This is a genomic window from Rhizobacter fulvus (assembly GCF_964020785.1).
The window spans coordinates 2,364,460-2,377,865 of sequence record NZ_OZ224516.1 but is presented as its reverse complement, the minus strand read 5'-3'; the positions used below and the strand labels follow the sequence as shown (position 1 = coordinate 2,377,865).

11 protein-coding genes are annotated in these 13,406 nt (G+C 69.6%); 8 read left to right on the top strand and 3 right to left on the bottom strand.

The features are described 5' to 3' along the window. Positions 1 to 94: 94 nt before the first annotated feature. Positions 95 to 1,126 (top strand): helix-turn-helix transcriptional regulator, encoded by a 1,032-nt coding sequence (locus tag ACWH49_RS11330; protein ID WP_448171556.1) that lies wholly within the window; start codon positions 95 to 97, stop codon positions 1,124 to 1,126. Here the strand turns inward: ACWH49_RS11330 and ACWH49_RS11325 are convergent. Continuing rightward, the gene (locus ACWH49_RS11325) at positions 1,113 to 2,258 is read right to left on the bottom strand and encodes a ScyD/ScyE family protein (RefSeq protein WP_448171555.1); all 1,146 of its coding nucleotides are present in this window, start codon (positions 2,256 to 2,258) and stop codon (positions 1,113 to 1,115) included. The genes ACWH49_RS11330 and ACWH49_RS11325 overlap by 14 nt on opposite strands. Before the next feature lie 166 nt (positions 2,259 to 2,424). Here ACWH49_RS11325 and ACWH49_RS11320 point away from each other — a divergent pair, with 166 nt between their 5' ends. After that, the gene (locus tag ACWH49_RS11320; protein WP_056471277.1) at positions 2,425 to 2,703 is read left to right on the top strand and encodes a DUF427 domain-containing protein; all 279 of its coding nucleotides are present in this window, start codon (positions 2,425 to 2,427) and stop codon (positions 2,701 to 2,703) included. Here the strand turns inward: ACWH49_RS11320 and ACWH49_RS11315 are convergent, their stop codons facing one another. Beyond that, positions 2,704 to 3,819, bottom strand: a complete 1,116-nt coding sequence (locus ACWH49_RS11315) for a polyamine ABC transporter substrate-binding protein (RefSeq protein ID WP_448171554.1) — start codon at positions 3,817 to 3,819, stop codon at positions 2,704 to 2,706. It abuts the gene before it with no gap. Between the two features lie 209 nt (positions 3,820 to 4,028). Here ACWH49_RS11315 and ACWH49_RS11310 point away from each other — a divergent pair, with 209 nt between their 5' ends. Next, positions 4,029 to 4,880: an amino acid ABC transporter substrate-binding protein gene (locus tag ACWH49_RS11310; RefSeq protein WP_448174343.1), complete on the top strand. Its 852-nt coding sequence runs from the start codon at positions 4,029 to 4,031 to the stop codon at positions 4,878 to 4,880. A gap of 4 nt (positions 4,881 to 4,884) precedes the next feature. Here the strand turns inward: ACWH49_RS11310 and ACWH49_RS11305 are convergent, their stop codons facing one another. Continuing rightward, on the bottom strand, positions 4,885 to 6,939 hold the full coding sequence (locus ACWH49_RS11305; protein WP_448171553.1) for an oxidoreductase: 2,055 nt from the start codon (positions 6,937 to 6,939) through the stop codon (positions 4,885 to 4,887). 45 nt (positions 6,940 to 6,984) lie between these two features. Here ACWH49_RS11305 and ACWH49_RS11300 point away from each other — a divergent pair, with 45 nt between their 5' ends. Genes ACWH49_RS11300 through ACWH49_RS11280 form a run of 5 tightly spaced genes read left to right on the top strand, consistent with a single transcriptional unit; the run spans position 6,985 to position 13,406 of the window. Continuing rightward, a complete protein-coding gene (locus tag ACWH49_RS11300; RefSeq protein WP_448171552.1) occupies positions 6,985 to 7,701 on the top strand; it encodes a hypothetical protein in 717 nt (238 codons plus the stop codon). 5 nt (positions 7,702 to 7,706) lie between these two features. Then, positions 7,707 to 8,696 (top strand): DMT family transporter, encoded by a 990-nt coding sequence (locus tag ACWH49_RS11295; RefSeq protein WP_448171551.1) that lies wholly within the window; start codon positions 7,707 to 7,709, stop codon positions 8,694 to 8,696. 42 nt (positions 8,697 to 8,738) lie between these two features. Continuing rightward, positions 8,739 to 10,400, top strand: coding sequence for a thioredoxin family protein (locus ACWH49_RS11290; protein ID WP_448171550.1), 1,662 nt, complete (start codon positions 8,739 to 8,741; stop codon positions 10,398 to 10,400). Next, a complete protein-coding gene (locus ACWH49_RS11285) occupies positions 10,397 to 12,340 on the top strand; it encodes an extracellular solute-binding protein (protein ID WP_448171549.1) in 1,944 nt (647 codons plus the stop codon). The genes ACWH49_RS11290 and ACWH49_RS11285 overlap by 4 nt, the downstream gene beginning before the upstream one ends. Before the next feature lie 25 nt (positions 12,341 to 12,365). Beyond that, positions 12,366 to 13,406 carry a microcin C ABC transporter permease YejB gene (locus ACWH49_RS11280; RefSeq protein WP_448171548.1) on the top strand — a complete coding sequence of 347 codons (1,041 nt, stop codon included), beginning with the start codon at positions 12,366 to 12,368 and terminating at the stop codon, positions 13,404 to 13,406.

The window sequence follows — 13,406 nt, the reverse complement described above, 5'->3', positions numbered from 1 at the left end:
CAAGGCGTGAGCTACCCACGGCCGATCCGCTCGGGGTATGCTCTGCGCCACTGGCTCACCTGGTGAGCCACCGACCTGATCCAGAATCGCCGCGATGGACCGTACCGAACGCTTCTACAAGATCGAGCTGCTGCTCAAGAGCCGGGGCTGCGTCAGCTTCGCGGCGCTGCAGGCCGAGCTCGATGTCTCGCCGGCGACGCTCAAGCGTGACCTGCAGTACCTGCGCGACCGGCTGGCCGCGCCGATCGTCTACGACGCGTTCGCCAACGGTTACCGCTTCGCCGCGGGCGAGTCGGGGCCGTCGGCCGACACGCGCCGCGAACTGCCCGGCCTGTGGTTCAGCGAGAACGAGATCCACGCGCTGCTGACGATGCACCAGCTGCTGGCCGGCCTCGACGACGACGGCGTGCTGGCGCGCCACCTGCAACCGCTGATGGAGAAGCTGCAGGGCATGCTGGGCACCGACGAGAGCGCGGCGCGCGAACTGATGCGCCGCGTCAAGGTGATCGGCACCGCGCGCCGCCGCGTGCCGAGCAAGCATTTCGAACTGCTCGGCAGCGCGCTGCTGCAGCGGCGCAGGCTGCGCTTGCGCTACTTCAAGCGCAGCGACCGTTCGACCAGCGATCGCGAGGTCTCGCCGCAGCGCCTGATCAATTACCGCAACACCTGGTACCTCGACGCCTGGTGCCACGCCAGCGAGGGGCTGCGCCGCTTCGCGCTCGATGCGGTGCGCGACGCGGCGCTGCTGGTCGCGAAGGCCAAGCACGTGCCGTTGCGCGAGCTCGAGGGCGCACTCGATGCCGGCTACGGCATCTACGGCGGCGGCGATGCCAAGGTCAAGTGGGCGACGCTGGTGTTCAGCGCCGAGGCCGCGCAATGGGTCGCGAACGAGGAGTGGCACCCGCAGCAGAAGGCTCGCTGGCTGGATGGCGCGGCCGGCGAGGGCCGCTACGAGCTGCAGGTGCCGTACAGCGACCCGACCGAGCTCGCGATGGACATCCTGCGCCACGGCGACAGCGTCGTGGTCACCGGCGACAAGGCGCTGGCGGCGTTGATCGCACAGCGCCTGCGCAGCGCGGCGGCGCGCTATGCGGCGCCGCCCGCCGCCAAGCTCAGTCCAGCGTGATGCGCAGCACTTGTCCGCCGTCCGGGAACGCGCCGGGGATCGGCCCCGGCACGATGCCGAAGTTCGTCACGTAGGCGGCGCCGTCGGGCCCGATCGCGAGGCCGCCCGGGTAGAACAGCCCGGCATAGACGATCGTCTGCGCGCCGTTCGCCGCGACGCGGATCAGCTTGCCCGGCGCCTTCAGCGGTGGCCCGCCAGGGCCGGCGAAGCCGTCGCCGATCTGCAGCACGTAGAGCGTGCCGCGGGCGTCGAACGCCAGCCCGGCGATGTTGGTGAAGCCGCTCGCGTAGACCTGCGGCGTGCCGCCCTGCGGCGGGATGCGGTAGACGTTCGCCGCGCCGACCGGGAACGGGAAGCCGGTCAGCTGCCCGGCATAGAGCCATCCGTCCGGCCCCTGCGCCACGCTGGTCGGCACCGCCTGCATCGGAATGTTGGTGCCCGCCGGCAGGCCGAGGAAAGGCGGGGCCGCCACCATGCGCGCCGGGAACACGGCCAACGTGCTGATGGTCCCGTTGGCGGCAACCTCGTACAGCGCGTTCGCGCCGGCGTCGGCGACGACGTGGCGCGACGGTAGCGCGACGATGCCGAACGGATTGCTGTCGTTGCCGCCGGGGACCGGGTTGTTGACCTGCTCGAACGCCGCGATATCCGCGCCGGGTTTCCAGCCCCCGGCGACGTTCACCCGCAGCGTGGTGCCGAACAGCGCGGCCTTCGCGCCCAGCCCCTGGCGTGCGGACCCGACCGTGCCGAGCCCGATCGCGAGCTGGCCGTTGCCGGTGCCGACGAAGGAGATCGCCGTCGGCCCGCCGGCACCGAAGCCGCCCGCCGGCGCCAGCGAGGGCAGCCCGCTGATCACGCGAACCGGCGCGCTCGCGCCGGTCGGGTCGACGCGGGTCAGCGCGCCGGTTTCCCCGTAGCAGGCGGTCTGCCCGTCGCCCAGCACGGTGCAGGCGCCGTTCCCGCCGCTGCCGGCCTCGGCGACGAACAGCTGGCCGTTGGGCGCGAAGCCGATGCCGCGCGGATTGGCCAGGCCGCGGGCGATCACGTCGACCTGCGGCGCCGCCTGCGCACATGCCGCGGCCAGCAGGCCCAGCGCGAGCGCGCTGCGGCGGAACAGTCTCGGGAGGGTCATGGGAAGTCTCCTTGGCAACGGTGTCAGGCAACCGCCTGGGGGACCGAAGTGTGAACTTCCGAAAACCGCTTGACCCCCCAGTGCCGGCCCTCAAACTAGGGAGGCCAGCACGGTCCTGGCAGATGCGCGATCATCCGGGCCGACCGAGCCACCGAGAGACCACCCCATGAAAGCAAGCTGGAACGGCGTCACGATCGCCGAGAGCGACGACACCGTGATCGTCGAGGGCAACCACTACTTTCCCGAGAGCAGCCTGAAGCGAGAGTACGTGACCTTCAGCAACCACCGCAGCAGCTGCCCGTGGAAGGGCCAGGCGTACTACTACAGCCTGTTCGTCAACGGCGAGATGAACGAGAACGCGGTCTGGTACTACCCCGAGCCGAGCGAGGCCGCCGCCAACATCAAGGGGCGCGTCGCGTTCTGGAAGGGCGTAGTCGTTTCGTGATCACTTCCCGGCTTTGAACGAGGTGAAGATCCTCGTTTGAACGCGGCGGATCTCCTGCGGCGCGGCGTCGGGCGGGGTCAGGCGTTTCAGGTCGGCATCGCTCAGGAAGATTGTCTTGTTCGCCGCCACGTCCTTCTTGACGAACTTCAGCGAGGCCGCGTTCGGGTTCGCGTAGAAGACCTTGTTCGTCAGGCCGGCCGCGACCTCCGGCCGCAGGATGTAGTTGATGAAGAGGTGCGCGTTGTTCGGGTGCGGGGCGTCCTTCGGGATCGCCATCGTGTCGAAGAACAGCGTGGCGCCGCTCTTCGGAATCAGCGCCTCGATCGCCGGCGGCGCCTTGGGTGCGGCTTCCAGTGCCCGGGCGCGCGCGATGTTGATGTCGCCCGAGTAGCCCATCACCGCGCACAGCTGGCCGCTGGCCAGGTCATTGATGTAGCCCGACGACGAGAAACGGGTGACGAACGGGCGCACGCTCTTGAGCATCGCCGCGGCCGCGTCGTAGTCGGCCGCCTTGGTGCTGTAAGCCGGCTTGCCGACGTACAGCATCGCGACCGGCAGCACTTCGGACGCCGAGTCGAGGAAGTTCACGCCGCAGCTCTTCAGCTTGGCCGCGTACTTCGGGTCGAAGATCAGCGACCAGGCGTTGTCGGGCATCGGCAGGTCGCCCAGCGCCGCCTTGACCTTCGCGGTGTTGATGCCGACCGTCACGTAGCCCCACATCCAGTCGACCAGGTACTGGTTGCCGGGGTCGACGTTGGCGAGCTGCTCGAGCAGACCCTTGTCGAGGTTGCCCCAGTTCGTCAGCTTGCTGCGGTCGAGCTTCTGCAGCAGGCCGCCGGCGATCTGCGTCTTCGCGAAGTGCGAGCCGGGCACGACGATGTCGTAGCCGGTCTTGCCGGCCACCAGCTTGGCGTGCAGGATCTCGTTGGCATCGTAGTTGTCGTAGTTGACCTTGATGCCGGTCTCCTTCTCGAAGTTCTTGATCGTGTCGTCGGCGATGTAGTCGGACCAGTTGTAGATGTTCAGCACCTTCGGCTCGTCGGCCGCGCGGGCGACGAGGGCGCACGCCCCCAAGGCGAACAGCAGCGCGGTCTTCTTCAGCTTGGACGTGGTCATCACGGGTCGGGCTCCTCGGGAAGTTGTGGCTCGGGTCCAGGTGCAAATGCTAGCGGCAAACCCTCATGCGACCGGAAATTGCTTGCCGGGGATTTCGCGACGCAGGCATGATCGGCGCCGCTCTCAACCCCACCCCACAAGGACTCTCCATGCGCCTGAACGTTCACAAGACATTGCCGCTGCTGGCTTTGGCCGCCCCGCTGTTGGGGATGATCCCGGAGCTGGTGCAGGCCCAGGCCGGCGGCACGCTCGACAAGGTCAAGGCCTCGGGGACGATCACGCTCGCCTACCGCGAGTCGTCGATCCCGTTCTCATACCTGGACGACAAGGCCCAGCCGGTCGGCTTCGGCCACGAGATCTGCCTGAAGATCGTCGACGAGGTCAAGAAGGCCACCGGCCGCGCCGACCTGAAGGTGGCGCTGCAGTCGGTGACCTCCGCCAACCGCATCCCGCTGCTGCAGAACGGCACGATCGACATCGAATGCGGCTCGACGACCAACAACAGCGCCCGCGGCAAGCAGGTGCAGTTCGCGACCAACTACTTCTACACCGGCACCCGGTTCCTGGTGAAGACCGGCACCACGATCAAGACCATCGACGACCTGAAGGGCAAGACCGTCGTCTCGACCGCCGGCACGACCAACTTCCAGATCCTGCGCAACCTCAACGAGCAGAACAAGCTCGGCATGGACCTGATCGCCGCGAAGGACCACGCCGAATCCGCGCTGCTGGTCGAGAGCGGCCGCGCCGTCGCGTTCGGCATGGACGACATCCTGCTGTACGGCCTGCGCGCCAGCAGCCAGAACCCGGCGTCGCTCGCGGTGGTCGGCGAGCCGATCCAGGTCGAGCCGTACGCGATCATGCTGCGCCTGGACGACCCGGCGTTCAAGAAGCTGGTCGACACGACGCTCGCCAACCTGATGGCCAGCGGCGAGTTCACCAAGCTCTACACCAAGTGGTTCATGTCGCCGATCCCGCCGAAGGGAATCAACCTGAACGCGCCGATGAGCAAGGAGTTGGTGGACAACTTGAAGGCGCTGAGCGACAAGCCCGCGACTTGATGGGTCAGAGCGTCGCCGCCAGCCGCGTCCCCTGGTCGATCGCGCGTTTGGCGTCGAGCTCGGCGGCTTCATCCGCGCCGCCGATCAGGTGGGTCTTGACGCCCGCCGCCTTCAGCGGCGCGAGGAGCTCCCGCAAGGGCTCCTGGCCGGCGCACAGCACGACCGTGTCGCACTCGATCAACTGGCCATCGGCGCGCTTGTCGCCGTAGGTCACGAACAGGCCCTGCGGACCGATGCGCTCGTAGTTGACGCCGCCGATCATCTCGACCTGCTTCATCTGCAGCGCGGCGCGGTGGATCCAGCCGGTCGTCTTGCCCAGCCCCTTGCCGAGCTTGCCGGACTTGCGCTGCAACAGCGTCACCTGGCGCGCCGGCGCGGCGGGCTGCGCGCGCACGACGCCGCCGCGCACCGTCGCCGGATCGGCCACGCCCCATTCGGCCAGCCACTCGTGCAGGTTCAGGGTCGGCGAGTGGCCGGGCACAGTCACGAGGTACTCGGCCACGTCGAAGCCGATGCCGCCGGCGCCGACGATCGCGACGCGCGCGCCGACCGGCCTGCGGTGCAGCAGCACGTCGACATAGCTCAGCACGTTCGGCCCGTCGGCGCCCGGGATCTTCGGCATGCGCGGCAGCACGCCGGTGGCGAGCACGACCTCGTCGAAGCGCTGCGCGATCAGCGCCGCCGCCTCGATGCGGCGCGACAGGTGCAGCTGCACGCCCGTCAGCGCCAGGCGCCGGGCGAAGTAGCGCAGCGTCTCGCTGAACTCTTCCTTGCCCGGGATGCGCCGCGCCATGTTGAACTGGCCGCCGATCTCCGACGCGGCCTCGAACAGGTGCACCTCGTGGCCGCGCTCGGCCAGCGCCGTCGACGTGGCCAGCCCCGCCGGACCGGCACCGACCACGGCGATGCGCTTGCGCCTCACCACCGGCCGCAGCACCAGCTCGGTCTCGTGCCCGGCGCGCGGGTTCACCAGGCAGGACGCGAGCTGCGCCTTGAAGGTGTGGTCCAGGCAGGCCTGGTTGCACGCGATGCAGGTGTTGATCTCGTCGCGCCGGCCGCGCGCCGCCTTGACGACGAACTCGGCATCGGCCAGCAGCGGCCGCGCCATGCTGACCATGTCGGCGCAGCCTTCGGCCAGGATCGCCTCGGCGACCTCGGGCATGTTGATGCGGTTGCTGGTGACCAGCGGGATGTTCAACCCGGCGCCGCGCAGCTCCTTGCGCATCTTCTGCGTCACCCACGCGAACGCGCCGCGGGGCACGCTGGTCGCGATCGTCGGCACCCGGGCCTCGTGCCAGCCGATGCCGGTGTTGATGATGGTCGCGCCCGCTCGCTCGATCGCCTTCGCCAGCGTGACGACCTCGGGCCAGCTGCTGCCGTCCGGGATCAGGTCGAGCATCGACAGCCGGTAGATCAGGATGAAGTCGGGCCCGACCGCCTCGCGCACGCGCTGCACGATCTCGACCGCCAGTCGCATGCGGTTCTCGTACGCGCCGCCCCACTCGTCGGAGCGGTGGTTGGTGTGGGTGACCAGGAACTGGTTGATGAAGTAGCCCTCGCTGCCCATCACCTCGACGCCGTCGTAGCCCGCCTCGCGCGCCAGCACCGCGCAGCGCACGAACGCGCGTATCTGGCGCTCGATGCCGCGCGCGCTCAGCTCGCGCGGCGTGAACGGCGAGATCGGGCTCTGGATGCGCGACGGCGCGACGCAGAACGGCGAGTAGCCGTAGCGCCCGGTGTGCAGGATCTGCAGCGCGATCTTGCCGCCCTCGGCATGCACGGCGTCCGTGACGACGCGATGGCGCCGCGCCGCGCCACCGGTGCTCAGCGTGCCGGCCAACGGCTTGGCCCAGCCCTCGATGTTCGGCGCGAAGCCGCCCGTCACGATCAGCCCGACGCCGCCGCGCGCCCGCTCGGCGAAGAACGCCGCCATTGCCGGGAAGTGCCTGCGTCCATCCTCCAGCCCGGTGTGCATGCTGCCCATCAGCACCCGGTTCCGCAGGGTCGTGAAGCCGAGGTCGAGCGGCGCGAGCAGGTGGGGATAGGGGCTGTTGGCCAAGGCGGCTCCGGGGTCGGACAAGGTGGCGCATCGTAAGCTTGGCGCATGGTCGACGTGACGATCACCGTGGTCCACCGGCGCCGGCTGCGCGAGGTCTATCGCTCGGCCGGCTGGCCGTGCCTGGACGGCATCGAGATCGAGCTGCTGGCCGCGGGCCTGCTCGAGCGTCAGCGCGCCGCGCCGGGCCACGAGACGGTGCGCGTGACGGACGCCGGCCTCGCCCTGATCGCCGACACGCTGCAGCGCAACCGCGCGCGGCGCGACGCGCACGAGGTGCTGGTCGAGCGCGTCGCCCGCGAGATGACGCGCGCCGGTCGCCTCGCGTGGCGCGGGCTGAGCCTGCGCGCCAAGGTCGGCGATGCGTGGGCGATGGCGATGCCCGATGTCTTCTCGATCCGCCACACCAGCGTCGAGGCCTACCTCGAGCCGATCGTCCACGAGGTCAAGGTCAACCGCAGCGACCTGCTGTCCGACCTGCGCAGCGCGACCAAGCGGGCCGCCTATTTGCAGCTCAGCAGCGAATGCTGGTACGTGATCCGCGCCGGCATCGCGACGCCGGACGAAATCCCGCCCGAGTGCGGCGTGCTGGTCGCGCACGACGGCGCGCTCGACGTGGCGCGGCCCGCGCCGAAGCGGCCGATGCAGATGCCGTTCGGGCTCTGGATGGCGCTGGCGCGCGCCACACCGCTGGAAGGGTGGCGGCTCGACGAGGCACAGGGCCGGCTCGGCGACACTTCGGGTTGCTCCACCGAAGAAAGTTGACCCGGATGCCGCCTGCGTTCGACGCGCCCACCGATTCCGACCTGCCGCCGCCCGCGCGGCACGATCCCGCCCGCCAGGCCCGCCACGCGCTGTGGGCCGCGATCGCGATGGTCGCCGTCTGGGGCAGCAACTTCAGCGTCCAGAAGGCCGTGTTCACGGCCTTGTCGCCCGGCGGCTTCCTGTTCGCGCGCTACCTGATGATGCCGGCGGCAGCGGCCGGGTTGCTGCTGTGGCGCAGCGGCCTGGCCTGGCCGCGCGTGCCACGCGCCGACCTGTTCGCGCTGCTGAAGCTCGGTCTCGCCGGGCACCTGCTGCACGTCGGCCTGGTGACCTACGGCATCCACTGGTCGACGGCGTTCTCGAGCTCGCTGATCCTGGCGTGCGGGCCGGTGTTCACGCTGCTGATCCTGCGCTGGCAGGGCGTCGAGCAGCTGACCCGCGGGCAGGTGGCCGGCGTCGCGGTGGCGTGCGCCGGCGTGCTGGTGTTCCTGTCCGACAAGCTGCTCGGCGGCCACTGGCAGGCCAGCGGCGGCGACATCACGCTGCTGGTCGCGGCGTCATTCTTCTCGTACTACACGGTCAGCGCCAAGCCGTTGATCGAGCGCCACGGCGGCGTCACCGTGATGACCTACGCGACGCTGCTCGGCAGCGGCCCGGTCGTGCTGCTGAGCCTGCCGGCGGGGCTGGCGGTCGACTGGCGCGCGGTCAGCCCGGCGATCTGGGCCGGGCTGTGCTACGCGGTGCTGATCTCGGCCTTCCTCGGCTGGCTGGTGTGGGGCTGGGTCAACGCGGTGCGCGGGGTGGCCCGCAGCGCGCCGCTGATGTACCTGATGCCGCCGGTGGCCGGGCTGGTCGCGTGGGCGCTGACCGGCGAGCGCTACACGGGCACCAAGCTCGCGGGTGCGGCACTCACGCTGGCGGGCGTCGCGGTGGCCCAGTTCGCGTCGACGCGGCCCGGCGATCCGGTGCGCGAAGCCCCCGCCCTGGTCGACTGATTGACACACTTCGTACACTTCGCACTTCGACGAGGAGCCGTCATGTCCCAACCGCCCCGCCACGCCCTGTCCGCCATGGCCGTCGCCGCGCTCTGCGCGGTGACGCTCGGCGGCTGCTCGAAGCCCGCCGACAAGACGCCGAAGCCGAAGACTGCCGAGGTCACCGCGACCGCGCCCGCCACGGTGGCCGCCGCGCCCGCGCCGGCCGACCATGCCGCCGGCATCGCGTGGAAGAACGCGTCGAACGACGCCGACGTCGATGCCGCGTTCGCGCAGGCCAAGGCCGAGACCAAGCCGGTGTTCGTCTACTGGGGCGCCAAATGGTGCCCGCCGTGCAACCAGGTCAAGGCGACGCTGTTCAATCGCCAGGATTTCATCGAGCGCTCACGCGCGTTCGTGCCGGTGTACGTCGACGGCGACAGCCCCGGCGCGCAGAAGCTGGGCGCGCGCTTCAAGGTCAGCGGCTACCCGACGATGGTGCTGTTCACGCCGCAGGGCGCCGAGCTGACGCGCCTGCCCGGCGAGGTGGAAGCCGAGCGCTACACCCAGGTGCTGACGCTCGGCATGAACGCGCAGAAGCCGGTGAAGGAGGTGCTGGCGCAGGCCAGGACCGGCGGCGCGGGCCTGACCGCGAACGACTGGCGCCTGCTCGCCTTCTACTCGTGGGACACCGATCAGCAGCAGCTCGTGCCGAAGGACGGCGTGCCCGCGCTGCTGAAGCAGCTGGCCGACGCCTGCCCGTCCGACCAGACCGAGATCGCCACACGGCTGCGCCTGAAGGCGCTCGCCGCGGTCGACGACAAGGCCCCGGCGAAGCCGGACCCCGCCGCCCAGGCCACGCTGCTCAAGGTGCTCGCCGACGCGGCAGCCGCGCGCCCGTACATGGACGTGCTGACCAACTACGCCACTGACATCACCCGTGCGCTCAGCGCCAAGGGCACGCCGCAGCGTGCCGAGCTGCTGGCCGCATTCGACGGCGCGCTCAAGCGCTTCGAGGCCGACACCACGCTCTCGCGTGCCGACCGCATGGGCGCGCTGATCGCACAGGTCGACCTGGCCACCATCGATGCGCCCAGGGACGCGAAGGCCAAGCCGACCTTGCCGGCCGCGCTGCTCGCCGACATCCGCGAACAGACCGCGCGCGCCGACCGCGAGATCACCGACGGCTACGAGCGCCAGGCCGTCATCACCGCGGCCGCCTACCTGCTCGAGAAGGCCGGGCTCGGCGCCGAGTCGGACACGCTGCTGAAGGCCAACCTCGCGAAGAGCCACTCGCCCTACTACCTGATGAGCGAGCTGGCCAGCAACGCGAAGGCGCGCGGCGACAAGGCCGAGGCGCTGAACTGGTACGAGCAGGCCTTCGACAAGAGCGAGGGGCCGGCGACGCGCCTGCAATGGGGCTCGAGCTACATCAATGCACTGGTCGAGCTCGGCCCGACCGAAGAGGCGCGCATCGAGAAGGCCGCGAGCCAGCTGTTCGCCGAAGCCGCCAAGCAGCCGGACGCGTTCTACGAGCGCAGCGGCCGCTCGTTGCAGCGCGTCGGCAGCAAGCTGCAGGCGTGGAACAAGGGCGGCGCGCACGGCGCCGCGATGAAGCGGCTGCAGACGCAGCTCGACGGCGTGTGCAATGCGCTCGACGCGAACGACCCGAAGCGCGCCAACTGCGCCGCGCTGCTGAAGCCCGCGGCGAAGACCACCGCGTGAAGCCGCCCGCACGCGACCCGGTGCCGGCGCCCTCCTCCTTCGACGCGACGCGCCGCGCGGTGCTGTCCGCCGCCGCCGCGACGCTGGGCGGCTCGATGTGGCCGCGCGCGTCCGCTGCCGACGATGCGACGGCCGGCGACGGCCCGCTGCTCGACGTCTGGACCCACGGCTACGCGGCGTTCGGCAAGCCGAAATACGCCCGCGACTTCGCGAACTTCGACTACGTGAATCCGGCGGCGCCCAAGGGCGGCACGCTGTACCTGCGCAACCCCGACCGCCGCTCCAGCTTCGACAAGTTCAACGGCTTCACGCTGAAGGGCGCGGCGCCGGCCGGCATCACGATCTTCATGTTCGAGACGCTGGCGGTGCTCTCCGGCGACGAGCCGCAGACGATGTACGGTCTGCTTGCCGAGGAGATGCTGATCGCGCCGGACAAATCGTCGATGACGATCCGCCTGAACCCGAAGGCGCGCTTCTACAACGGTGACCCGGTGACCGCGGCGGACGTGAAGCACAGCTTCGATTCGATGGCCGGCAAGCTCGCGTCGCCGGCGCTGCAGAGCCAGCTCGCCGTGATCAGCGCCGCGGTCGTGCTCGACCCGCGCACCGTGCGCTTCGACCTGAAGGAGCGCAGCACCGACACGCTGTTCGTCGTCGGCAGCCTGGCGATCTTCTCGGCCAAGTGGGGCGTGGGCCCGGACGGCCAACGCAAGCCCTTCGACCAGATCATCACCGAGTACCCGATCACGACCGGGCCGTACACGATCGGCGTGGTCGACTCGAACCGCCGCATCGAGTTCGCGCGCAACCCCGACTACTGGGCCCGCGACCTGCCCGTGCGCCGCGGCTTCTTCAACTTCGACCGCGTGGTCTACCGCTACTACAAGGACAACGACGTCGCCCGCGAGGCCTTCCGCGCCGGCGAGTTCGACATCCTGAAGGAGTACAGCGCGCGCAGCTGGGTGCGCCAGCACGCGGGGCCCAAATGGGACAGCGGGCAGATCATCAAGGACCCGTTCCCGACCGCGTTCGGGCAGATGCAGCAGGCCTTCGACCTGAACCTGCGCCGGCCGAAGTTCCAGGACCTGCGGGTGCGCCGCGCGATCGACCTGACCTACGACTTCAAGATGGTCGTGAACCGCTACGGCCAGTACACCCGCGGCGACAGCATGTTCGCGAACAGCGAGTTCGCCGCGGCCGGCACGCCGTCGGCCGCGGAACTCGCGCTGCTCGAGCCGTTCCGCAAGGAGCTGCCGCCGGAAGTGTTCGGCCCGGCGTTCGTCGCCCCGCGCACCGATGGCGACCCGGCGAAGCTGCGCGCCAACCTGCTGCAGGCGCGCGCGTTGTTCAAGGCCGCGGGCTGGGCCCTCGCGCCCGACGGGCGCCTGCGCAACGCCGCCGGCGAGGCGTTCACGATCGAGTACATGCGGCCCGGCGAGGCGAGCAACAACCTGCCCGAGTGGCAGACCAACCTCGAGAAGCTCGGCGGCCGGCTGACCTTCCGCGATGTCGACTTCGCGCTCTACCAGCGTCGCCTGGAGGCGTACGACTTCGACATGGTCGCGATCGTCGAGGGCAAGTTCACCCTGCCGCCGGTCACCGACCTCGTCAGCCTCTACGGCTCGAAGGCCGCCGACGAGAAAGGCAACAGCAACTACCGCGGCGTGAAGAGCGCCGCGGTCGACAAGCTGCTCGAGGTGATGGGTGCGGCGACCACGATGGACACGCTGGTCACCGCGAGCCGCGCGCTCGACCGGGTGGTGATGTGGAGCGCCTGGCAGGTGCCGGGCTACTACACGGCCAACGAGCGCGCCTCGTACTGGAACAAGTTCGCCAAACCGGCGGTGCGGCCGCAGTACTACACCGTCGAGAGCCCGGGCGACCTGCAACCCGCCTGGCCGATCACGACCTGGTGGATGAAGCCCGGCGCTGCCGCCTGAGCCCCGAACCGAGAGCGACGACTCGATGCTGAGCTACATCCTCAAACGCGTGCTGCTGATGATCCCGACGCTGTTCGGCGCGCTGGCGATCACGTTCGTCGTGATCCAGTTCGTGCCCGGCGGCCCGGTCGAGCAGCTGATGGCCGAGGCCCGCGCGAGCCAGCGTGGCGGTGGCGAAGGCGGCGGCTACCGCGCCTCGCGCGACAACGACGCCAAGCAGATCGCCGCGCTGAAGAAGCAATACGGCTTCGACAAGCCGGCGCCCGAGCGCTTCGTCGAGATGATCGGCAACTTCCTGCGTTTCGATCTCGGCCGCAGCTTCCTGCAGAACAAGGACGTGTGGCAGCTGATCAAGGAGAAGCTGCCGGTGTCGATCAGCCTCGGGCTGTGGACCTTCCTGTTCACCTACATGATCTCGATCCCGCTCGGCGTCATCAAGGCGGTGCGCGAGGGCTCGCGCTTCGACGCCGTGACGTCGATGATCGTGCTGATCGGCTACGCGATCCCGGGCTTCGTGCTGGGCCTGTTCCTGATCGTGCTGTTCGCCGGCGGCACGTTCTTCGAGTGGTTTCCGCTGCGCGGCCTCACCTCGGACAACTGGGCCACGCTGAGCTGGCCGGCGCGGATCGCCGACTACTTCTGGCACATCACGCTGCCGCTGATCTGCATGGTGATCGGCAGCTTCGCGATCGTGACGATGCTGACCAAGAACACCTTCGTCGAGGAGATGCGCAAGCAGTACGTGCTGGTCGCGCGCGCCAAGGGCCTGTCGCAGAAGCGCGTGCTGTACAAGCACATCTTCCGCAACGCGCTGATCCCGCTGATCACCGGCTTCCCGGCCGCGTTCGTCGGCGCGTTCTTCGCCGGCTCGGTGCTGATCGAGACGCTGTTCTCGCTCGACGGCCTGGGGCTGCTGTCCTACGAATCGGTCGTGCGGCGCGACTACCCGGTCGTGCTGGGATCGCTCTACCTCTTCACGCTGATCGGGCTGGTCGTCAAGCTGATCGCCGACCTGCTGTACGTGCTGGTCGACCCGCGCGTGCAGTTCAGCAGCGTGGGCAAGTGA

Bases quoted from the DNA above. Each gene is read 5' to 3' on its own strand.
- ACWH49_RS11325 (WP_448171555.1), bottom strand. From the start codon at position 2,258: ATGACCCTCCCGAGACTGTTCCGCCGCAGCGCGCTCGCGCTGGGCCTG.
- ACWH49_RS11315 (WP_448171554.1), bottom strand. From the start codon at position 3,819: ATGACCACGTCCAAGCTGAAGAAGACCGCGCTGCTGTTCGCCTTGGGG.
- ACWH49_RS11310 (WP_448174343.1), top strand. From the start codon at position 4,029: ATGATCCCGGAGCTGGTGCAGGCCCAGGCCGGCGGCACGCTCGACAAG.
- ACWH49_RS11280 (WP_448171548.1), top strand. From the start codon at position 12,366: ATGCTGAGCTACATCCTCAAACGCGTGCTGCTGATGATCCCGACGCTG.
- ACWH49_RS11320 (WP_056471277.1), top strand. From the start codon at position 2,425: ATGAAAGCAAGCTGGAACGGCGTCACGATCGCCGAGAGCGACGACACC.
- ACWH49_RS11290 (WP_448171550.1), top strand. From the start codon at position 8,739: ATGTCCCAACCGCCCCGCCACGCCCTGTCCGCCATGGCCGTCGCCGCG.
- ACWH49_RS11330 (WP_448171556.1), top strand. From the start codon at position 95: ATGGACCGTACCGAACGCTTCTACAAGATCGAGCTGCTGCTCAAGAGC.
- ACWH49_RS11295 (WP_448171551.1), top strand. From the start codon at position 7,707: ATGCCGCCTGCGTTCGACGCGCCCACCGATTCCGACCTGCCGCCGCCC.
- ACWH49_RS11300 (WP_448171552.1), top strand. From the start codon at position 6,985: ATGGTCGACGTGACGATCACCGTGGTCCACCGGCGCCGGCTGCGCGAG.